The 22,201-nt window shown below is 66.1% G+C and carries 15 protein-coding genes; 7 read left to right on the top strand and 8 right to left on the bottom strand.

The features are described 5' to 3' along the window. The first annotated feature begins 19 nt into the window (after nt 1-19). The 4 genes from kduD to AC0KVN_RS17660 all read left to right on the top strand — a co-directional run bounded on the left by kduD (nt 20) and on the right by AC0KVN_RS17660 (nt 5,411). A complete protein-coding gene (gene kduD, locus AC0KVN_RS17645) occupies nt 20-775 on the top strand; it encodes a 2-dehydro-3-deoxy-D-gluconate 5-dehydrogenase KduD (RefSeq protein WP_483656227.1) in 756 nt (251 codons plus the stop codon). Nucleotides 776-865: 90 nt separating this feature from the next. Continuing rightward, the gene (locus tag AC0KVN_RS17650; protein ID WP_435568432.1) at nt 866-3,262 is read left to right on the top strand and encodes a beta-galactosidase; all 2,397 of its coding nucleotides are present in this window, start codon (nt 866-868) and stop codon (nt 3,260-3,262) included. After that, a complete protein-coding gene (locus tag AC0KVN_RS17655) occupies nt 3,259-4,470 on the top strand; it encodes a glycosyl hydrolase 53 family protein (RefSeq protein WP_435568433.1) in 1,212 nt (403 codons plus the stop codon). The genes AC0KVN_RS17650 and AC0KVN_RS17655 overlap by 4 nt, the downstream gene beginning before the upstream one ends. Continuing rightward, entirely contained in the window at nt 4,470-5,411 is a 942-nt protein-coding gene (locus AC0KVN_RS17660; protein WP_435568434.1) for a glycoside hydrolase family 43 protein, read from the top strand. Before AC0KVN_RS17655 ends, AC0KVN_RS17660 begins: the two co-directional genes overlap by 1 nt. On the opposite strand, the gene AC0KVN_RS17665 is transcribed toward AC0KVN_RS17660, so the two are convergent. From AC0KVN_RS17665 to AC0KVN_RS17695, 7 genes are all read right to left on the bottom strand, one after another. Then, the gene (locus AC0KVN_RS17665; protein ID WP_435568435.1) at nt 5,367-6,809 is read right to left on the bottom strand and encodes an efflux transporter outer membrane subunit; all 1,443 of its coding nucleotides are present in this window, start codon (nt 6,807-6,809) and stop codon (nt 5,367-5,369) included. The genes AC0KVN_RS17660 and AC0KVN_RS17665 overlap by 45 nt on opposite strands. Further along, nucleotides 6,802-7,704, bottom strand: coding sequence for an efflux RND transporter periplasmic adaptor subunit (locus AC0KVN_RS17670; RefSeq protein WP_435568436.1), 903 nt, complete (start codon nt 7,702-7,704; stop codon nt 6,802-6,804). Before AC0KVN_RS17670 ends, AC0KVN_RS17665 begins: the two co-directional genes overlap by 8 nt. Beyond that, nucleotides 7,701-7,916 carry a DUF1656 domain-containing protein gene (locus AC0KVN_RS17675; RefSeq protein ID WP_004209328.1) on the bottom strand — a complete coding sequence of 72 codons (216 nt, stop codon included), beginning with the start codon at nt 7,914-7,916 and terminating at the stop codon, nt 7,701-7,703. Before AC0KVN_RS17675 ends, AC0KVN_RS17670 begins: the two co-directional genes overlap by 4 nt. Then, entirely contained in the window at nt 7,913-10,003 is a 2,091-nt protein-coding gene (locus AC0KVN_RS17680; RefSeq protein WP_435568437.1) for an FUSC family protein, read from the bottom strand. Before AC0KVN_RS17680 ends, AC0KVN_RS17675 begins: the two co-directional genes overlap by 4 nt. Next, a complete protein-coding gene (locus AC0KVN_RS17685) occupies nt 10,000-10,410 on the bottom strand; it encodes a MarR family winged helix-turn-helix transcriptional regulator (protein ID WP_251007672.1) in 411 nt (136 codons plus the stop codon). Before AC0KVN_RS17685 ends, AC0KVN_RS17680 begins: the two co-directional genes overlap by 4 nt. Nucleotides 10,411-10,553: 143 nt before the next feature. Beyond that, nucleotides 10,554-10,856 carry a hypothetical protein gene (locus AC0KVN_RS17690; protein ID WP_004209325.1) on the bottom strand — a complete coding sequence of 101 codons (303 nt, stop codon included), beginning with the start codon at nt 10,854-10,856 and terminating at the stop codon, nt 10,554-10,556. A 23-nt stretch (nt 10,857-10,879) separates the two neighbouring features. Beyond that, nucleotides 10,880-13,765 (bottom strand): M16 family metallopeptidase, encoded by a 2,886-nt coding sequence (locus tag AC0KVN_RS17695; protein ID WP_435568438.1) that lies wholly within the window; start codon nt 13,763-13,765, stop codon nt 10,880-10,882. A gap of 186 nt (nt 13,766-13,951) precedes the next feature. Between AC0KVN_RS17695 and AC0KVN_RS17700 the strand changes: the two genes are divergently transcribed. The 3 genes from AC0KVN_RS17700 (at nt 13,952) to AC0KVN_RS17710 (ending at nt 19,022) form a co-directional block, all read left to right on the top strand. Further along, nucleotides 13,952-15,619, top strand: a complete 1,668-nt coding sequence (locus AC0KVN_RS17700) for a M28 family metallopeptidase (protein WP_435568439.1) — start codon at nt 13,952-13,954, stop codon at nt 15,617-15,619. A gap of 95 nt (nt 15,620-15,714) precedes the next feature. Beyond that, nucleotides 15,715-18,294 carry an ATP-dependent chaperone ClpB gene (gene clpB / locus AC0KVN_RS17705; protein ID WP_435568440.1) on the top strand — a complete coding sequence of 860 codons (2,580 nt, stop codon included), beginning with the start codon at nt 15,715-15,717 and terminating at the stop codon, nt 18,292-18,294. After that, nucleotides 18,291-19,022, top strand: coding sequence for a 2OG-Fe(II) oxygenase family protein (locus tag AC0KVN_RS17710; protein WP_435568441.1), 732 nt, complete (start codon nt 18,291-18,293; stop codon nt 19,020-19,022). The genes clpB and AC0KVN_RS17710 overlap by 4 nt, the downstream gene beginning before the upstream one ends. 116 nt (nt 19,023-19,138) lie before the next feature. Here AC0KVN_RS17710 and AC0KVN_RS17715 read toward each other — a convergent pair whose 3' ends face one another. Then, nucleotides 19,139-22,120, bottom strand: a complete 2,982-nt coding sequence (locus tag AC0KVN_RS17715; protein WP_435568442.1) for a TonB-dependent receptor plug domain-containing protein — start codon at nt 22,118-22,120, stop codon at nt 19,139-19,141. Between the last annotated feature and the right edge of the window lie 81 nt (nt 22,121-22,201).

Consider the following 22,201-nt stretch of genomic DNA (forward strand, 5'->3'; position numbering starts at 1 on the left):
AGGGGGATTTGGAGCTTATATGAGCAACATCTTCGATCTTGGTGGCAAGGTCGCCATCGTCACCGGCGCCAATACCGGCATCGGCCAGGCGATCGCGCTGTCGCTCGCGGCGGCCGGCGCCGATATTGCGGCGGTCGGCCGCACCCCGGCGGAAGAGACCGTAGAGAAGGTCCGGGCGCTCGGCCGCAAGGCAGAGATCGTCTCGGCCGATCTTTCCAGCATCGAACCGGTGCAGCGCGTCGTCGACGAGACGATCGAGAAGCTGGGCGGGCTCGACATCCTCATCAACAATGCCGGCATCATCCGCCGTGCCGACAGCGTCGACTTCACCGAGGAAGACTGGGACGCGGTGATCGACACCAATTTGAAGTCGACCTTCTTCCTGGCCCAGGCGGCCGGGCGGCACATGCTGGCACAAGGCAGCGGCAAGATCGTCAACATCGCCTCGCTGCTGTCGTTCCAGGGCGGCATTCGCGTGCCGAGCTATACTGCGTCCAAGAGCGGCGTTGCCGGCCTCACCAAGCTGCTGGCGAACGAATGGGCGGCCAAGGGCGTCAACGTCAACGCGATCGCGCCGGGCTATATCGCGACCAACAACACCGCCGCGCTGCAGGCCGACGAGACCCGCAACCGCCAGATCCAGGAACGCATCCCGGCCGGCCGCTGGGGCGACGCGAGCGATATCGGCGGCGCGGCCGTGTTCCTGGCCTCGCCGGCGGCCAACTATATCCATGGCCATGTCCTGGCCGTCGATGGCGGCTGGCTGGCCCGCTGATATCCCGTCCTGCGCCTGCCAGCGGGCCGGCGCGGGACAACCTTGATCCAAGAGGAGGGCTCAGCCTCCCGTTTCATCACAGGAGGACGGATGCCCGATATCGACCGGCGTACGGCGCTGACTGCCACGGGCCTTGCCGGCCTGGGCCTCGCCCTTCCCGCTGACGCGCTGGCCCAGACGGCCAACAGCCTGGACGCGCGCAAGCCGGGCCTGCCGCTCAAATCCGGGCATCTCCACATGGGCACCGGCGCTGGGCCGCAGGGGCGGATCGGCATCACCAATCTCTATCTGACCCGCGACGACCGGCCCTGGCTGCCGGTAATGGGCGAATTTCACTTCACCCGCTTCCCGAGCGCCTATTGGGAAGAGGAATTGCTGAAGATGAAGGCGGCCGGCGTCGGCATCATCGCCTCCTATGTTCTCTGGAACCATGTCGAGCTGGCGCCCGGCGCGCTCGACTGGACCGGCGATCGGGATATCGGGCGCTTCGTGCGGCTCTGCCAGAAACATGGCCTGCTCTTCTTCCTGCGCCCCGGCCCCTGGGGCCATGCCGAGGCGCGCTTTGGCGGCATTCCCGACTGGATCGCCGGCAGCACCCGCACGCGCAGCAATGACCCCGCCTATATGGCGCAGGTCGAGCGCTTCTGGCGCGGGCTGCACGATCAACTCAACGGGCTAATGTGGAAGGATGGCGGGCCGATTATCGGCATGCAGGTCGAGAATGAATATAATCTGGGCGGTCCCGGCCAGGGCCGGGAGCATATCGCGGCGCTAAAGGCACTGGCGGTGCGGATCGGCTTCGACGTGCCGCTCTATACCGTGACCGGATGGGACCAGACCGTCTATCCCAAGGGCGAGGTGGTGCCGGTGCATGGCGGCTATCCCGACGAGCCCTGGTCGGCGAAGACGGTCAAGCTGCCGCCCAAAGAAAATTACCTGTTCCGCTTCGACAGCCGGGTGAGCGGCGACCTGGGCGCGCAGACGCGCGGCGGGCGACGCGGCGACGCCGACAGCGACATGGCAGATACGCCCTTCCTGGGCGCGGAATATGGCGGCGGCGTGCCGGTCATGTATCGGCGGCGGCCGCTGTTGCAGCCGGCCGACGTGGCGGCGGCGGTGACGACGCAGGTGGGATCGGGCGTCAATCTGCTGGGCTATTATATGTTCCATGGCGGCGCCAACCCGATGGCGAACGGGCGCATGCTGGAGGAGACGCAGCGGTCGGGCGGCTATAATGACTGCCCGGCGATCGCCTATGATTTCCAGGCGCCGATCGGCCAATATGGCGAGGTCAATCCGGTCAGCGCGGCGCTGCGCCCGCTCCATTATTTCCTGGCCGAATATGGCGAGACGCTGGCGCCGATGACGGTGCATGCGCCGGCCGTTCTGCCGGCCGACAAGGATGACCTCAAGACACTGCGCTGGGCGGTGCGGGCGAAGGGCGACACCGGCTTCCTGTTCGTCAACAATCATGTCCGCCAATATGGCACGGCGGCGCATCCCGGCACGCAGTTCGATGTGACATTGGCCGGCGGCCCGGTTCGCCTGCCGAGCCGGCCGGTGACGATCGCGCCGGGTGACAATTTCTTCTGGCCGATCGGCATGGATCTGGACGGGGTGCGGCTCGACTGGGCGACGGCCCAGCCGGTGACGCGCATCGCCGACAGGGACGGGCCGATCCATGTGATGGCGGCCTGCCTGCCCGGCCCGGTGGAGCTGGCCTTCCCGGCCGGGACGAAGGTCGATGCGCCGGCGCGCAGCGAAGGCGGGCGGGTGATCGTCCAAGTGCCGCCATCCGCGACGCGCCCGGTGCGGGTGACGAGCGCGGACGGGCGAGCGGTGCGGCTGCTGCTGATCGAGCGGGAGGCGGCAAAGCGCATCTGGGTCGGCGAGACCGGTGGCGAGCGGTGCGTGGTGCTGAGCGCGGCGGATGCGCTGTTCGGGCCGGACGGGCTGGAACTGCGCCAGCGCGGCGAGGCGCGTTTCGCCTGGCAGATATTGCCCGGCAAGGCGGCGATGATGACGGCGAAGGCGACAGCTATCGCGCCCCTGCCCTTCAACCAAACGCGCGAGGCCGGCACGGCGCCGCCGATCGAGATTGGCGGGCCGGCCAAGGCGGCGATGCAGCCTTTGCCCGAGGCGCACAAGGCGGCGGCGGCCTTTAGCTTCACCATTCCGAAGGATGTGTTGGCGAAGGGCGGCGACGCCTTTCTGGAGATCGACTGGCGCGGCGATATCGGCCGGCTGTTCGATGGCCCCGACATGCTGGACGATGCCTATTGGGACGGGCGGGTCTGGCGGATCGGCCTCAAGCGCTTTGCCGCGCGGCTGGGACGGCCCTGGACGCTGACGGTGATGCCGCTGCGCGCCGATGCACCCATCTATCTGGACGATGCCGCGCGGGCCAAGCTGCCGGCGGGGGCGCAGGTCGCCACGCTGGAGGTGCTGCGCATCGTCCCGGAATATCGCATGGAGGTGAAGGCATGACCCGGTTCACGCGTCGCGGCACATTCGGCCTCGCCACCCTGCCCTTGCTGGCCCGGCCGGCGCTGGCCGCAGCGGGGAAGAATGGCGCGCGGCCCGGCCCCTATCTGATCGGCGCCGATGTGAGCTGGGTGCCCGAGGATGAGGCGGCCGGTGCGCGCTATTTCGTCGGGGGCAAGCAGAAAGACCCGATCCTGATCCTGCGCGATGCCGGGTTCAACGCGATCCGGCTGCGCATCTTCGTCGATCCGGCCAAGGGCTATTCCAGGCGGGAGCCGGACAAGGGCTGGGCCGGCCTGGCCCAGACGGTGAAGCTGGGCAAGCGGGTGCGCGATGCCGGCATGGGGCTGGTGCTGAGTTTCCATTATAGCGACACCTGGGCCGATCCGGAGCATCAGGCGGTGCCGGCGGCCTGGGCGGGATATGACCTGCCGGCGCTGGCCAAGGCGGTCGAGGCGCATACCCATGACACGCTGGTGGCGATGCGGGCGGGCGGCGCGCCGGTCGACATGGCGGTGATCGGCAACGAAACGACCTTCGGCATGTTGTGGCCTTATGGCCGGGTGAAGCTGTCGACATCGACCGGCAATCCGGTGACCGACGCCAATCATGCCAAAGTCGGCGAGGTTGGCGGGTTCGACGGCTTTGCCGCGCTGCTGCGCGCGGGGATCGCCGGCGCGCGCCGGGCCGAGCCGGGGGTCGCGATCCAGGTGCATAATCATCTGGGCCGGCACTGGCCGATCGTGCGCGAATGGACCGATGCGCTGATCGCGCGGCAGGTGGATTTCGATGTGGTCGGCTTTTCCTGCTACCAGCAGCGGGCGCAGGGCGACTGGGCCACGACCTTCAGCGAATATGTGAAGCGCTATCCCGACAAGGGGCTGCTGGTCGCCGAATATTCAAGCCGCAAGCGCTATATCAACGATCTGGTCCATGCCCTGCCCGGCAAGCATGGCTGGGGCACGTTCATCTGGGAGCCGATCCGGCACCAGGAGGCGATTTTCGACCAGGACGGGCATAATGCCGGCGAAGGCGCCAAGCCCGATCTGATCAGCCAGGGGCTGAATGGGGCGGAAGCGCCGGGCGGGCTGGCATCGCAGCAGCCGGCCGTGCCGAAACCCGAACCGACCGGGCCGATGGGCCATGGCGGCGACTATGTCGCCAACAAGCTGCTCGACCTCTACCCGCAAATGGCCAAGGATTATCGCTGATGAGACGGCGCGACTTCACATTGGGGCTGGGCGCATTGGCGCTGGCGGGGTGCGCCACCCGGTCGGCGGCGCGCGCCGATGACCTGCTGGTCTTTGCCTATTTCACCACCGGCAAGGGCGAGGCCGACGGCCTCAAACTGGCGGTGAGCGAGGATGGCTTTGCCTTTCGCGCGCTGGTGGGCGGGCGCAGCATGCTGGTGCCGCAGGTGGGCGAGAAGAAGCTGATGCGCGACCCCTATCTGTTCGCGGACAAGGGCGTCTATCATCTGCTGTGGACCACCGCCTGGGAAGGGGTGACGATCGGCCATGCGACCAGCCGCGATCTGGTCCATTGGTCGCCGCAGCGCGCCATCCCGGTCATGCAGGACGTGCCGGGCACCCGCAATTGCTGGGCGCCCGAGGCGGTGCGCGATCCGGCGACCGGGCGCCACATCCTGTTCTGGTCGAGCACGGTGGAGGGCCGTTTCACCGAGACGGCGGGAACGTCGGAATCGGGCTACAACCACCGCCTCTGGTCGGTCAGCACCAGTGATTTCGAGACGTTCAGCGCGCCCGCGCCGCTTTATGACCCCGGCTTCAGCGTGATCGACGGGACGTTCGCGCAGACGCCAGGTGGCGGCCTATACCTGATCGTCAAGGACGAGACGGTGCAGCCGCCGCACAAATGGCTGCAGGTGGCGAAGGCGGACAGCCCGACCGGGCCGTTCGGCCCCCTGTCACCGCCCTTCTCGCCCGGCTGGGTCGAAGGGCCGATGAGCGCGCAGGTCGGCGATGCGCTGCTCTGCTATTATGACGTCTACAAGGAGGGCCGCTGGGGCGCGGCGATGACCCGCGACATGGTGACGTGGACCGACGTCAGCGCGCGCCTGACCATGCCGGCCGGCGCGCGCCACGGATCATTGCTGCGCGTTCCCCGTGCCCTGGTTGCCGACATCGTCTGAGGTCCAGCCGCCGCCCAGCGCCAGGAAGATGGCGATCTGGTCCTGCACCAGCTGGACGCGGGCGGCCGCGGCCGAGGATTCGGCGCTGGCAAGGCTGCGCTGGGTATCGAGCAGGTCGAGGAAATCGCTGCGGCCGAAGCGGAACAGCTTGTTCGCCTGCCCCGCCGAGACATTGGCGCTGTCGCGGGCCCGATCGAGCGCGGCGGCCTTTTCCGCATCGCGGCGATAGGTTTCGAGCGCGGTTTCGGTCTGGCGCAGCGCTTCCAGCACGCTGCCGTCGAAGCTGGCAAGATCGGCCTGCACCTGGGCATCGGCCTGAGCAATCCGAGCGCGGACCACCGGGCGGTTGGGGAAGGTCCAGCTGATGAGCGGGCCGAGGCTGAAGCCGAAGGCGGAGCCGGAGCCGAAATCCTTGAGCGGGCCGGACAGGCCGACCGAGCCGCCGATGCTGACCTGCGGATAGAGATCGGCCATGGCGACGCCCAAAGTCGCGGTGTCGGACGCGATCATGCGTTCGGCCTGGCGGATGTCGGGGCGGCGACGGATCAGCGCGGTGCCATCGCCCACCGGCAGCGGCGCGCCAAGCGACGGCAGAGTGGCGCAGCTTTCCACATCCCTGGGATAATCGGCCGGCGGACGGCCGAGCAGGGTGGCGAGCAGATAGAGGCCGCTCTGGCGCTGGGCTTCATAGACCGGCAGCGTCGCCTCGCTCTGGTCCACTGCCGCCTGGGCGCGGCTGACGTCGAAGGCGGTGCCGCGACCGCCCTTGAACAGGCGCTGGGTGGCGTTGAGCGTATCGCGCTGGAGCGAGACGACCCGGCGATTGACGCCGAGCGCATAATTGGCGGCGCAGACCTGGGCATAGGCCTTGGCCGTGGCGGCGGCGACGCTGACGCGGACATAGTCGCGCGCGGCGGTCACCGCCTCGACATTGGCGCCGCTCGATTCGATCGCGCGGCGGATGCGACCATTGAGGTCGAGCGGATAGGAGGCGCTGAGGCCGAAATCATAGCTGACCGAGCCGGGCAGATGCTGGGTCACGCCCGAAGGCCGCGCCAGCGTTTCGCCGCCGCTGATCGTGGTGCTGATCTGGCGCCCCGCCTCGGTCTCGCGCAGCACGGCCTGCGCCGCGGTCAGATTGGCATCGGCGACGCGCAGGTCGGTATTGGCGGTCAGTGCCTCGGCGATCAGCGCGTCGAGCCGGGGATCGTTATAAAGTTTCCACCAATGATCGGGCAGGTCGGCATTGCTGAAGCCCGCACCCTGGGCCGACTGGAAATTACCCTGCGCGCCCGGCGCGGTCGCGGCCGAATGTTCGGGCGGATGATAGTCCGGTCCGGCGGTGGCGCAGGCGCTGAGGGCCAGGGCCACCAAGGATGTGGCGATACCCTTACGCATGGCGGCAGCTTCCCGGTTTGGCATCCTTCTTCGCCGGTTCGACCGTCACCGTGGCGGTGCGGCCCGAGATCAGCGTGATATTGGCCGGGACATTGGTGAGCTTCACCCGGACCGGGATGCGCTGGGCGAGGCGGACCCAGGAGAAGGTCGGCTCGACCGTGGGCAGGAGATTGCCGGAATCGCTGCGGGTCGAGTCATTGATGCCATAGGCGATGCTTTCGACCTTGCCGTGCAGATCCTGCTTCTCGCCCATCAGGCGGACGGTGACCGGCGCGCCGATGCAGACCAAAGGCAGCTTGGTTTCCTCGAAATAGCCCTCCACCCGCAGGCTGTCGCTGTCGATCAGCGCCATCGCCTGGGTGCCGGCGCCGAGATAGTCGCCGGGATGCAGATCGAGATTGGTGACGACGCCGTTGACGGAGGCGCGGACCTGGGTGCGCTTGAGGTTCAAGGCGGCGGCGTCGCGCGCGCTGCGTGCCTCGGCCAGCGCGGCCTGCGCCGTGGCGACGCGGGCGACATTCTGTTCATGGCTTTCCTTGGCGACGAGATCGCCCAGCGCCAGATCGCGGGTCGCCTCCCGCCGGGCCTGGCCGAGCGTGGCCTGGGCGCTGGATATCTGCGCTTCCGCCTGTTCCAGCGCCAGCGCATAGCGCGGCGTGTCGATGACGAAGAGCAGGTCGCCTGCCTTCACCTGCTGATTATCGCGCACCGCGACCGAGGTGACGAGGCCACCGATATCGGGGGTCACGCGCACCACGTCGGCGCGGACACGGCCGTCGCGGGTCCAGGGGCTGCGCTCATAATGGTTCCACATCCACACCGCGACGATGACGGCGAAGATGACGATGATGATGGTGGCGGCGCTGCGGATCAGCGTCCCGGTCAGGCGGTTCATAGGCGGATTCCCAGCATCGGAACGAGAATGGACAGGCCCCCGAGCGTCAGCACGAACAGGCTGAGGTCGACGAGTGCCCGATAGGCAAGAAAGCGATAGAGGCCGAACGCCGCGATCAGGCGGGTAAGGCCATAGGTGAGGATCAGCGCTGCCAGCGCCAGCGCCAGCAGCGTGGGGAAGAAGACCCCGTCGATGGACAATTCGCCGGTCATGCGGGAACTCCGGTCATAGGGGGCATGCGATAGCCGGCGCTGTCGGCGAAGAGATTACGCCGCAGGCTGACCAGCGCCAGGATCGCATCACGGCGGACCGAGGGCGCGGGATTGGCGGCAAGGTCGCCGATGGCGCTGTCGATGTCATCGAGCAGGGCGGGATCGGCCGCAGCCGGCGCATCGGGATCGAGCCGGCGATAATGGTCGGCCACGCCGCCCAGCACCCGGCCGAGCGGGGCGCCTTCCTCGAAGGGGAGATCGACGCGGAGCTGGCGAAGCTCGCCGATGGCGACACCGGTGCGCAGGTCGCGCAGTGCGTCATAGAGCGGCTTGCCGCTGTCGGTGCGGATGGCGGCGAGGCGTGGGGCGAGCAGCGCGATGCGATCGAGCATGCGGTTGATCCAGCCGCGCACATCGGGCTGGGTCATGAGGTTGGCGCGAGTGGCGATATCCGCCCAGCCGGCGCGCACGGTGCGGCGCACGGCGCGCTCCACCCCGGCCGATTGCAGCAGGCCGGCCATGATGATGGCGAACCAGATGCCGACAAGCTGTGCCACCGAGCCGTTCACATAGGAGGCGAAGGCGCTGACATAGGCACTGGAGAGCAGCACCGGACTGCCCAGGCCGAGCAGCGTCGGCAGCGCAATGCCCATCCAGCGCGGCGAGGCCATCATCGCGCCCAACACCAGCAGCGGCGGCGCATAGGCCAGGGCGAGCATGGCGAAGCCGTCGAGCCGGGGCATGATGGCATAGCCATAGAGGGCGCCGAGGAAGGTGGCGATGATCGTGCCGATCATGAAACCCTTGAGCGGGGCGAGCGGATTGTCCGACGCGGAGAAGAGGGCAAGGAAGACGCCGGCCAGCATCACCGCGCTGCCGCCGTCATGCCAGCCGCTGCCGATCCACAAGGCACAGCCGATCGTCACCGTCATGAAGGCGGCGAAGGCGCCGCGCGCGGCCCCGGCATAGTCGCGGTGCAATTCGCGGTTGCGGCGTCCCTCCAGCAGTTCGGCGACGCGCGGCGTCACCGGGCTGCGGCTGTGGGTCAGCATCTGGTCGAACAGGTCGCGGCAGTCGCGATGGACCGCGATCAGCGTGCCGAGGCGGGAATAGAGGCTGAGCCGCATCATGCCGGCCCAGTCCATATGGCTGTCGGCTGTCGGTTCCAGCGCGGCGCAGCGGTCGATCAGCGCCTGGGCGCCGGCAGCGCGGGTCGCACTGTCGGTGCCGGGATGATCGAGCCAGTCGCGCGCATCGGCGATCAGCTGTTCGACCTGGGCCGGGACGATGCCGCCATTGGCCTGTTTCAGCATGGCCAGCCGATCCTCCACCGCGGCGCCCAGCGGCAGCAGCAGCGAGAGCTGGTCCTGCATCGCGCGCACGGTGCGGACGCGCGGCGCGAGGCGGCTGATGTCGAAGGGCAGATGGATCGACATCTGGTGCAGTTCGGTGACGTCCTGCGCCAGGCGGCGGCGTTCGGCATCAAGGCCGGGCACCGGATCGGTCGCGATCGCATCGCGCGACCAGCGTTCGGCATCGCGCAGCATGGCTTCGACACGGGCGAAGAGGTTGCCGGTGATCGAGCCGGGCAGGACGACGCCATGGACGATGCTGCCGCAGGCGATACCGATCCAGATTTCCTGCACGCGCAGGGTGGCGACGGTGAAGATGGTCTGGGGCGAGTCGACGTCGGGGAAGACGATCAGGCAGGCGCTGTAGCCGGCCAGCACGAACATGTAGGAGCGCGGCGTGCGATCGAGCAGCGAGACGAACACGCAGAGCGCCAGCCAGGCGGCCATGGCAAGGGTCAGGAGTTCGGGCGAATTGACCAAGGGCGGGACGATCGCGACCGAGAAGGCAGCGCCGACGATGGTGCCGATGGCGCGGAAGATCGCCTTGGAAATCACCGCGCCGGCGAGCGGCTGGGCGACGATATAGGAGGTGAGAAAGGCCCAATAGGGGCGTTCCAGGCCAATGCTGAGCGCCACATAAAGGGCCAACATCGCCGCCAGGAAACATTTGACGGAGAATAGCGCAGCGGGAACGCCGAGGCGCTCGCTCCAGGCTGACAAAGCGGCCTTTTTCATGACTGGCCCCGGCGCTCCCCGATACGGCGTCGCAGCAGTTCTAACAGATTGACGGCGGTCTCGATATCCGCCTCTGGCACACCATCGAGCAGGTCATTGCGCATGTTGCTGAGCCGCGTTTCGATGCGGCCGACAAGGTCGCGACCGGAGGTGGTGAGCGACAGGCAGTTGGACCGGCGATCCTCGGGATTGGGGGTGCGCTCGATCAGGGCGGCGGCCTGTAGATGGTCGAGGGTGCGAACCAGCGAAGGCTGGGTGATGCCCAGCACGTCGGCCAGTTCGATCTGGCGCACGTCGGCGCCCAGCCGGTCGAGATAGAGAAGGCACCAGCCGGCGGAATTGGAGACGCCGAATTCGGCCAGGGTGGAATCGGCAAGCTGGCGCCAGAGGCGCGCGATCTGCGGCATATTATGCGCCAAGGCGCGCTGAAGTTCGGTCCGATTCACGAACGCTTAGATAGCTAACTAATTTTATAGTGCAACGGGTCGGCCATGAATTTTTGGTAATGTCGGTTGCGGCCCGGCGTGAACCGGGCCGCAGCCGATCGGGATTATGCGCGACGCGTGCCGGTGAAGGGCGCGGCACCGAAGGCGCCGAGCTGCATCGTGCCGGTCAGGCTTTCGCCGGTGATTTCGGCTTCGCATTCCAGCGTCATCGGCATGGGGATGGTCATTTCCATCTTCCAGGTCAGCTTGTTGCCGGCAACCACGCCATCCTTGACGTCGAGCGAGCCCATCATGCCGGCAAAGGTGCCGTTGAAGCGATCGCCCGTGCTGATCACGGTGAACACGCCGGTCTGTTCGCCCAGCGGGGTCTTAGCCACGCAATCATAGGCACCATCCACTGCAGCCATCTCTCTTCTCCTTTACGTTAGCGTCAATCAGCCAATGTGCCCATTTCCACCGGCAGACCGACCGCGTCAAGCTGGGGCTTCACCAATTTCGCATCGCCGACCACGACCCAGATCAGCCGATCGGGGTTGATCGCCTCGCGCGCGGCCTGATCCATCTGCGCCGCGGTGATGGCGCGATAGGTCGCCGGCAGGGTGGCATAATAGTCGTCGGGCCGGCCGAGGAGATTGTTGCGCATCATCGCCGAGAGCAGGTCGGACGAGGTTTCGAAGCTGCCGGGCAGCGACAGGATCTGGCCGTTGATGGTCTGGTCGCGCTCCGCCTGGGTCGTGCCCTTGCTGGTCAGGAAATCCTTGATGTCCTGGCGCGCGGCGATGATCGATTCGCCAGTCTTGTCGGTCTGGACCGGGGCATAGACCAGCAGCGGGATGGTTTCCTTGACGCCGGGCATGCCAGTGCCCGCGCCATAGGCCCAGCCCTTCGCTTCGCGCAGGTCCATGGTCAGGCGCGAGGTGGTGCTGCCGCCCAGCACCTCGTTCGCGGTGATGAGGGTGACCGGATTGTCGGTGCCCGCCTTGTTGGTGAGCTGGCCGGCGAGGATCATCGACTGCGGGCTTTGCGGCTTGTCGATGAGGACGATGCGCGACGGGCGCATCATGCGGTCCATGCGGAACAGCTTGGCGCCCTTGGCAATGGCCGGCGCCTTCCAGTCGCCGAAGCGCTTTTCGAGCAGCGGCAGCAATTCGGCCAGCGTCGTGTCGCCGGTGGCGAAGATGGTCGCATTGTCCGGGCGCATCCATGTGTCATGGAAGGCGACCAGATCGGCGCGCGTCACCGCTTTCACCCCGCTTTCGGTGCCCGAACCGGTGAAGGGAATACCATAGGGATGGGCCTGGCCATAGAGCATCGGCGGCAGCATGCGCTGGGCGATGGCCATGGGCTGGGTCTTTTCCGCGGCGATGCGGGTCAGCATCTGGCTGCGCAACCGCTCCACTTCCTTGGGATCGAAGGCGGGGTTGCGAATGATGTCGGCGAGCAGGCCGAGCGAGGCGTCGAGATTGGGCTTGAGCGCATAGAGGCCGACATTGGTGGCATCCATGCTGTTGGCCGCGCTGATGCCGGCGCCGAGCCGTTCCTGCTCCTCTGAAATCTGTACCGAGTTGCGGCTGGTGGTGCCTTCGTCGAGCAGGGCGGTGGTGAGCGCGGCGGTGCCGAGCTTCTGCCGGTTGTCGGCGGCATTGCCCGCGTCGAAGGCGACCGAGACCTTGACCACCGGCACGGTGGCGCGGCGCGAGAAGACGACCGACATGCCGTTCGACAGCTTCGCGCGCTCGACCGGCGGGAAGACCAGATCCTTGACCGGCTCGATCGGCGGCTCGGCAACCTTGGTCGGCGGCGGCGGCGTGCCGGCCTTTGGCGCCGGGCCATTGGGATCGCGGAAATGGGCGGGATGCATGGTGGCGCTGCCCGTCGGCGTATTGCCGGCGAGCGCATTATCCTCGGCCGAGCGTTCGCCCGGCGACACGGTCAGGCGGAAGACCGGACGGCCCAGCCATTTGCGCGCGGCGGCCGAGACGCTGGCGGGCGTCGCGGCGGCATAGATGGCGAGATCCTTCTTATATTTGCCCGGATCGTCGGAATAGACCGCGCCTTCGGCCAGGGTCACCGCCTTGCCGGAGAAGCCGCCGACCTTTTCAAGGCCGCCGATCGTGCCGGAGAGCTGCTGGGTCGCGGCGCGCAGCACCTCGTCCGCGCTGGGGCCCTTGGCGAGATAGTCGGCGAGCAGCGCGTCGAGCCGCTTGCCCACGGCGACCGGATCCTGGCCCGGCTTCACGTCGACGGTGATTTCGACCATCGACAGCTTCTCGAACGGCTGGATGCTGGCCTTGACCGCAACCGCCACCTTCTCGTCGCGGACCAGGATATTGTCGAGGCGCGAGGAGCCGAGGCCACCGAACACCGAGAGGGCAAGGTCAAGCTGCTGCAGGTCGGGCGAATTGACGCCGGGGACGATCCAGTTGCGGTAGAGGCGGGTGGCAGCGACATTGTCGTGCATCACCTTTTCCACATCCTTGTCGAGCGTCGGCACGGTCGCGTCGACATCCTGCGGCGCCGGGCCGGAGGCGATGTTGCCGAACCATTTTTCGACCTTCGCCTTGGCGGTCGGCACGTCGATGTCGCCGGCCAGCACCAGGGTGGCGTTGTTGGGGCCGTAGTGAGTCTTGAACCAGCTCTGGACGTCGGCGAGGCTGGCCGCGTTCAGATCCGCCATCGAGCCGATGGTCGAGTGGCGATAGGGATGGCCTTCGGGCAGCATGCCGGCAAGCTGGGCATATTCGACCAGGCCATAGGGCTCATTCTCGCCCATGCGCTTTTCATTCTGGACGACGCCGCGCTGGGCATCGAGCTTGGTCTGGGTCACGGCGCCGAGCAGATGGCCCATGCGGTCGGATTCCAGAAACAGCGCGCGATCGAGCGCGCCGGTCGGCACCGTTTCGAAATAATTGGTGCGGTCGAACCAAGTCGTGCCGTTCCAGTCGGTCGCGCCGATATCTTCCAGACGGCCGAAGAAGGGACCGTCGGCATTTTCCGAGCCGTAGAACATCAGATGTTCGAACAGATGGGCAAAGCCAGTCTTGCCGGCAGGCTCGAAGCGCGAGCCGACATGATACCAGACCGACACGGCGACGATCGGCGCCTTGCGATCGGTATGGACGATGACCCGCAGACCGTTGGGCAGGCGAAATTCCTGATAGGGGATGTCCACCGCCGAAACGAGGCTGGAGAGCGGCGCGGGCGCGGCGGCGGCAGCGGCCGGGGCGGCCTGCGCGGCGGAGCCAAGCGGCGCGAACGCAAGCGCGGACAGGCCGAGCATCAGGGGAAGCCGGCGGGACATGCGGGTAAGGATCATGAAGACCTCTAGGACAGGAGGGCAGTCGATACGGCCGGGACGGACCCCGCCGCGATGGCGCGCAGCATAGCGGGGCGTGATAGCGGCGCAATACGCATGATATCGACAAGCGGAGGCTGGACAGCGACGGGGCGCAGCGGCAAGTCTGCACGCCATCATCCATAGAGACGGAAAGTCCCCGATCCCATGAAACGCCTGGCCCTGCTGGCCGCCACCGCCGCCCTTGTGCTGCCCGCCACCCTGCCCGCTCAAACAGCAACGCCGGCCGCAGCCGATGCGCCGACCTTCTCGGCCGCAGCGGTGCGCGCCCATGTCGAATTTCTGGCCGACGACCTGCTGAAAGGGCGCGACACCGGCAGCGAAGGCCATGAAATCGCCGCCCGCTATGTCGCCAGCCAGTTCGATGGCCTCGGCCTCAAGCCCGCCGGCGACAATGGAAGCTGGCTGCAGCGCATCGGTTTCCAGAAGACCGAGCGCGCCAGGACGCCGGGCACGCTGACCGTCACCGGTCCGGCCGGCAGCAAAAGCTTCACCCATGCCGGCGACGTGCTGATCGGCATGAACGCGGCCGAGCCCAAGCTGGACGTGTCGGCGCCGCTGGTGTTCGTGGGCTATGGCCTGGAAAATGCGCGGCTTGGCCTCAACGACTATGCCGGGCTGGACGTGAAGGGGAAGATCGTCGTCACCCTGCGCGGCTATCCCAAGGGGCTGCCGAGCGAGGAAGGCGCGCATCTGTCCGCCACCAAGGGCAAGATCGCCGAGGCGCATGGCGCGATCGGCATGCTGTCCATCGGCACCCTCCAGTCGATGAAGGCCCGCCCCTGGAACCGCATGGTCCAGTTCGCCGATGAGCCCGACTTCACCTGGGTCTCGCCCGAGGGCGTGCCGTTCGACGCCGCCCCCGGCATCCGGGTCGGCGCCAGCCTGGACGATGCCGCGGCGCAGGCGGTGTTCGCCGGCGCGCCGACCAGCATCGCCGCGATCCGCAAGCAAGCCGACAAGGCCGGCGGCAAGCCCAAGGGCTTTGCGCTCAAGTCGACTGCCCAGATCCAGGTCGAAAGCGTCAGCGAGCGGGTGACCAGCCCCAATGTCGTCGCCATCCTGCCCGGCAGCGACCCCAAGCTGAAAGACGAATATGTCGTCCTGTCGGCGCATCTCGACCATATCGGCATCAGTCCGGAAAAGCCCGGCGACAAGCCGGACACCGACCGCATCAACAATGGCGCGCTGGACAATGGCGCCGGCATCGCGACCATGCTGGAAGTGGCGCGTGCCATGGCACAGTCGCCCAACAAGCCGCGCCGGTCGATCGTCTTCCTGGCCTCCACCGGCGAGGAGAAGGGGTTGCTGGGCGCGGACTATTATGCCCGCCATCCCACCGTGCCGGGCAAGCAGATCGTCGGCAATGTCGACCTGGACATGCCGCTGCTGCTCTATCCCTTCACCGATGTGATCGCGTTCGGCGCCGACCATTCGACCTTGGGGCCGATCGTCGCCAAGGCGGTTGCGCCGATGGGGATCAAGCTGGCCGCCGATCCGATGCCGCAGGAAACCATTTTCGTGCGGTCGGACCATTATATGTTCGTGAAGCAGGGCGTGCCCGCCGTCTTCCTGGCGACCGGCTATGCCAATGGCGGCGAGAAGGCCTGGGGCGAATTTCTGAGCGGCGCCTATCACCATCCCGGCGACGACATGAGCCAGAAGATCGACTGGGACGCGGGCGCCCGTTTTGCCGAGGCGAATTATCGCATTGCACGGGTTATGACCGATAGCGACACCCCGCCGCAATGGTACAAGGCGGACTTCTTCGGCGACCTGTTCGCACCGGACGCGGCCAAGGCGCCCAAGCAGTAAGTAAAATAGGCAAGGGGCGCGGATTTTTTGCCCGCGCCCCTTGTGTGTCATTTTTGCAACATTACATCGCCAGCAATGCCTTGAAGGGGATGCTAATGAACCTCGAAAAATTCACCGACCGCGCCAAGGGTTTCCTCCAGTCGGCGCAGACCGTTGCGATCCGCATGAACCATCAGCGGATCAGCCCCGAACATCTGTTGAAGGCGCTGCTGGAAGATGAGCAGGGCATGGCGTCCGGCCTGATCAAGGCGGCGGGCGGCGATGCCGCGACCGCTCTGCGCGAGACCGATGCCGCGCTGGCCAAGGTGCCGGCCGTATCGGGCAGCGGCGCGCAGCAGACGCCGGGCCTCGACAATGATGCCGTGCGCGTGCTCGATAGCGCCGAGCAGGTGGCGCAGAAGGCGGGCGACAGTTTCGTCACCGTCGAACGGCTGCTGCTGGCGCTGACGCTGGCGACGACCACGACGGCGGGCAAGGCGTTGGCGACCGCCGGCGTGCGCGCCGAGGCGCTGAACGGCGCGATCAACCAGCTGCGCGGCGGCCGCACCGCCGACACCGCGGGCGCGGAAGACCGTTATGATGCGCTCAAGAAATTCGCACGCGACCTGACCGAGGCGGCCAAGGCCGGCAAGCTCGATCCGGTGATCGGCCGCGACGAGGAAATCCGCCGCACCATCCAGATCCTGGCGCGCCGGACCAAGAACAACCCGGTGCTAATCGGCGAGCCGGGCGTCGGCAAGACCGCGATCGCGGAAGGGCTGGCGCTGCGCATCGCCCATGGCGACGTGCCCGATACGCTCAAGGACCGCACGCTGATGGCGCTCGACATGGGCAGCCTGATCGCGGGCGCCAAATATCGCGGCGAGTTCGAGGAGCGCCTCAAGGGCGTGCTCGACGAGGTGAAGGGCGCGGACGGGCATATCATCCTGTTCATCGACGAGATGCACACGCTGATCGGTGCGGGCAAATCCGAAGGCGCGATGGATGCCGGCAACCTGCTGAAGCCGGCGCTGGCGCGGGGCGAGCTGCATTGCATCGGCGCGACCACGCTCGACGAATATCGCAAATATGTCGAGAAGGACCCGGCCCTCCAGCGGCGGTTCCAGCCGGTGTTCGTCGGCGAGCCGACGGTCGAGGACACGATCTCGATCCTGCGCGGCATCAAGGACAAATATGAGGCGCATCATGGCGTGCGCATCGCCGATGGCGCGATCGTGGCGGCGGCGACCCTGTCCAACCGCTATATCACCGACCGCTTCCTGCCCGACAAGGCGATCGACCTGATGGACGAGGCCGCGAGCCGCATCCGCATGGAGGTGGAGAGCAAGCCCGAGGAAATCGAGAATTTCGACCGCCGGATCATGCAGCTGCAGATCGAGCGGGAGGCGCTGAAGAAGGAAAGCGACCAGGCGTCGAAGGACCGGCTGGCCAATCTGGAGACCGACCTTGCCAATCTGGAGCAGCAGTCGGCCGAGCTGACGACGCGCTGGCAGGCAGAGAAGGACAAGATCGCGAACGAGGCCAAGCTGAAGGAACAGCTCGACGCGGCACGGCTCCAGTTGGAGCAGGCGCAGCGCGGCGGCGACTATGGCAAGGCCGGCGAGTTGCAATATGGCACCATCCCGCAGCTGGAAAAGCAGCTGGCCGAAGCCCAGGGCGCGTCCAAGGGCGCGATGCTGCGCGAGGAGGTGACGGCCGAGGATATTGCCAGCGTCGTGTCGCGCTGGACCGGCATTCCGGTCGACCGGATGATGGAAGGCGAGCGCGAGAAGCTGCTGGCGATGGAAGCCGAACTGGGCAAGCGGGTGATCGGCCAGGCCGATGCCGTGCGCGCGGTGGCGACCGCCGTGCGCCGCAGCCGGGCGGGTCTGCAGGATCCGAACCGGCCGCTGGGCAGCTTCTTGTTCCTGGGGCCCACGGGCGTCGGCAAGACCGAGCTGACCAAGGCGCTGGCCGGATTCCTGTTCGACGACGAAAGCGCGATGGTGCGCATCGACATGAGCGAGTTCATGGAGAAGCACTCGGTCGCCCGGCTGATCGGCGCGCCTCCGGGCTATGTCGGTTATGAGGAAGGCGGCGTGCTGACCGAGGCGGTGCGGCGCCGGCCCTATCAGGTCGTGCTGTTCGACGAGGTCGAGAAGGCGCATGGCGACGTGTTCAATGTGCTGCTGCAGGTGCTGGACGATGGCCACCTGACCGATGGCCAGGGCCGCACCGTCGACTTCACCAACACGATCATCGTGCTGACGTCGAACCTGGGCAGCCAATATATCGCCGCCCAGCCCGACGACGAGCCGGTCGAGAAGGTCGAGGACCAGGTGATGGAAATGGTGCGCAGCCATTTCCGCCCCGAATTCCTCAACCGGCTGGACGAGATCATCCTGTTCCACCGTTTGGGGGCCGGCCATATGGCGCCGATCGTCGATATCCAGGTGGCGCGGGTGCAGAAGCTGCTGAAGGACCGCAAGGTGGTGCTGAACCTGACCGACGGCGCGCGCGCCTGGCTGGGCCGGGTCGGCTATGATCCGGTCTATGGCGCGCGGCCATTGAAGCGGGCGGTACAGCGCTATCTGCAGGATCCGCTGGCCGACCTGATCCTGCGCGGCGCGGTGCCGGACGGATCGACCGTGACGGTGGAAGATGGCGACGGCGCACTGAAGCTCAGCGTCGCATGACGACAAAGGTGGCGGATTTCGCGCTGGCCGATGGCATCGACATCGACCAGCTGCGATCCGACTATCAGCGCGACGGGCATGTCCGCATCGGTCCCTTCCTGACCGATGCGGCGGCCCGCGCGCTGGCAGCGCATCTGGATGCGCGCGAGGATTGGCGGATCGTCCTCAATTCGGACGAGAAACTGTTCGAGATCGATCGCCCGACGGCGCAATCGATGACGTCGCAGCAATGGGGCGCCCTGAACCAGGCGGTGCATGAGGCGGCACGCCATGGCTTCCAGTTCCGCTATGGCAGCATTCGCGTACCCGACGAAGAGCAGGCGCGCCGGCAGTCGCCGCATCTGCTCGATGCCTTTGTCCGCTTCATGGCGGGGCCGGAGGTGCGGGCGCTGGTCCGGGCGATCACCGGCAGCGAGGCGATCGGCTTCGCCGACGGGCAGGCGACCCGCTATGTCAGCGGCGATTTCCTGACCGGCCATGATGATGGGGTCGCGGGCAAGAACCGGCACGCCGCCTATGTCTTTGGCCTGACCGAGGGATGGCGGACCGAATGGGGCGGCTTGCTGATGTTCCATGGTGCCGATGGCGGCTTTTCCGGCCGGGCTCCGGCCTTCAACAGGCTCGACCTGTTCCGCGTGCCGCAATTGCACAGCGTCAGCTATGTCGCGCCTTCCGCTGGCGCAGCCCGGACGTCGGTGACCGGCTGGTTCCGGTCGGCGATGGGGTGAAGACGGCGACGGCGCACGGAGACCCAGTGTCGGCTAAGTCAGGCGCGCCGCGCGCCAGTTGGTCCTGAAAGGAGGGCGGCCCCGCAAGGGAGGGCCGCCCTTTTATATTATCTGGCTTAGAAGCTTGCCTTCGCGCCGATGCGGAAGGAGCGACCCAGGATCGCCGACTCGCCAACCACCGGGTTGTAGAGATAGGCGCCATAGGTGGTCGCATCGATCGGCGGCTTGTTGTTGAAGACGTTCATGACGTTGGCATAAAGCTCGAACTGGTCATTGACCTTGATCGTGCCCGTCATGTCGACGCTGATGAACGACTTTACGCGGCAGCCCTGATAGGCGTCGCCATTATAGTTGGTCGGCACCAGGCTGCAGTCGCCAGCGGTGCCGCCCTGATCCTCGGCCGAATAATTATAGCCATCGGTATAATAAGCGGTGGCGCTGATCGAACCCCGGCCGAAGTCCAGCGTATTCTGCCAGCTGCCACGCCATTGCTGCGTGCCCGAACCGGCCGTCAGGTTGAAGTTGCCGAGCGTGTCGACATAATGTTCAACCGTCCCGTCGGGATATTCGGTGTTCAGCTTGATGACATAGGTCGCATCGATCGAGGTCGAGAAGGTGATGTTGTCGCTCAGGCGGAACTTGCCCATCGCGTTGAAATCGATACCCGACGTCTTGATCGTGTTGGCGTTGATGAAGCTGCCCTGCACGAAGGCGATGCGGCGCTGCGAACCGGTATGTTCCTGATCGACTTCGTCCGGGATCACCGTCACGCCATCATAGGAGGTTTCCCCGGTGGCGTAATAGTTGGCGATCGCGTTCGAGAAGTTCACCGAGGTGATCGCGCCGGTCTTCTTGATATTATAATAGTCGACGCTGAACGACACATTGTTGAGCGGCTGGAAGGTCGCACCAAGCGTGATGTTGCGCGACTTTTCCGCCTTCAGGTTCGGGTTGCCCACCGTCGTCTGACCGATCGAATAGTTGGTCAGATAGGTGTTGGGACCGGTGCCGACCGAGTTCAGATGCTGGTCGATGAATTCCTGCGGCATCGAACCGATCGACTGGGTGACATAGCCGGTGGTCGGCAGGGCGCCCATTTCCGCGAAGCTGGGGATGCGGAAGCCCTTCGAGAAGGTGCCCCGGAACATCAGTTCGCGGATCGGCTTGAACTTCGCGCCGAACTTGGGCGAGAAATTGTCCTGGCCGGTCGAATAATGGTCGTAGCGACCCGCCGCCGTCAGTTCGAGCTGCTCGACGATCGGTGCGCTCAGTTCGAAATAGGCGGATTCGACATCGCGATGGCCCTTGGCGCCGAAGGCGTTCAGGCGGAAATAGCGCTCAGTCTGACCATCATAGTCGGGGTTGCCGCTGGGATTGTTGAGCGATTCATAACGCGCGGCGACGCCGACTGCGACCTGCAGCGGGCCACCCGGCAGGTCGAACACTTCCTTCGAAATGCTGGCCTGGCCCTGATAGAGCTGGGTCTTGCTGTGGTTGATCTGGGTCGGGGTCAGATAGTCGAGCGTCTCCTGCGAGGTCGCCGACGGGTTCATGAAATTATACGAACCGTCCGCGATCACATCGAGCAGATGCTGGATATAGACATAGCCCTTGGCCGTGGTCTTCAGCTTCGAGACCATGGCGGTGCCATCGACCTGATAATGCCAGTCGTTGCCGAAATCGCCCTTGATACCGGCGGCAGCGCGGAAGACCTGGCTGACCGATTCATTATATTCGGTGCTGGTCGGCAGGCGGCCGATGATGGCGGCTTCCTGACCCTGGGCGGCATAGGGGTTGTTCGGGTTCAGCGTGCCGTTGCTGGCATCGCAGCTGGCGGTGCCGCGGGCGCAGACATAGACCGGCAGGCGCAGCAGCCCCGCACCGGTCGAAGTCGAATAGGCCGAATAGTCGATGCCGGCCGGCGCATTGGCGCGGATGATCGAGGCAAGGCCGGTATAGGAGGACTTGCTGTTCTCATAGTTGAGTTCGAGATAGGCTTCGCCGCTGTCGCCGACGATCTTGGTGAAGCGGCCCGAAATGCCCCAGCGCTGCTGTTCCGGCAGAACCTGTCCATAATCATGGGTAATGTCCTGCTGGCAGACGGTATGCGGCGCGGTTGCGTTGTCCGCGTATTCCTGATCGGTGAGCGTATAAGGGGTCAGGTTGCGACAGCCAGCAGCGGCGTTCAACAATTCATAACGGCCGGTGCCAGCACCGGTGGCAGCATCGAACGGACGGACCATGAAGACATTGGTCGCAGTTGCGTTGTTCATGCCGGTATAGCCGATGCTGGGATCGACGCCATTGGCAATATTGTTGGGACCGCAGACGCCGTCATGGCAGATGCCGGACTGGTCGTCGCTGTTATAGGGATAGCCCAGGTCCTTGTTATAGACCGCTTGGCTCTTGAGATAATGGGCGCTGACATAGGCGTTGAAGCCCTGTTCGGCGAGGTCGCCATAGCCATAGGTGGCCGACAGGCGCTGGTTGGCGCCATAGCCCTTTTCAGCGACGCCCGCTTCGGCCTGAAGGTGCAGGCCCTTCACTTCGCGCTTGGTGATGATGTTGACCACGCCGGCAACCGCGTCGGCACCATAGGTGGCGGACGCGCCGTCCTTCACCACTTCGACCCGATCGACGATGGCGTCGGGGATGGTGTTGAGATCGACGAAGTTGCGCGTGCCGTCATCGGCCAGCGGATAATAAGCGGCGCGCAGGCCGTCGAACAGCACCAGCGTCGAGGAGGTCGACAGGCCGCGCAGCGAGACCGCCGACGCACCACCGGCAAAGGCGCCATTGGCCGAGAAGCCGTTGGTCAGTGCCGGGCCGTTATTGGCCGACAGATTCTGGATGCCCTGCTGGACCGTGGTGATGCCGCGGATCGCCAGATCTTCCGACGACACGGTGGTGATCGGCGAAATGGTTTCCTTGTCAATGCGGCGCAGCAGCGAGCCGGTCACGACGATCGCGTCGTTGGCGCCGTCATCGGCCTGGGGCGCATTATCCTGAGCATGGAGGGGCGCCTGGAACAGCGCGGTGGCGAGAATGACGGGCGCGACTCCGGCCCGCAAGAATGCGGCAATCGATGCGTTCTTCAAATTTCCAGTCCCTTATCTGGAGCGGCAGATTTGTCTGCCTGCTGTGACCAGTGCGACCCTGCGGAACCACAAGGCGGGGCA

The sequence above is a fragment of the Sphingobium sp. SG1 genome (assembly GCF_057063145.1).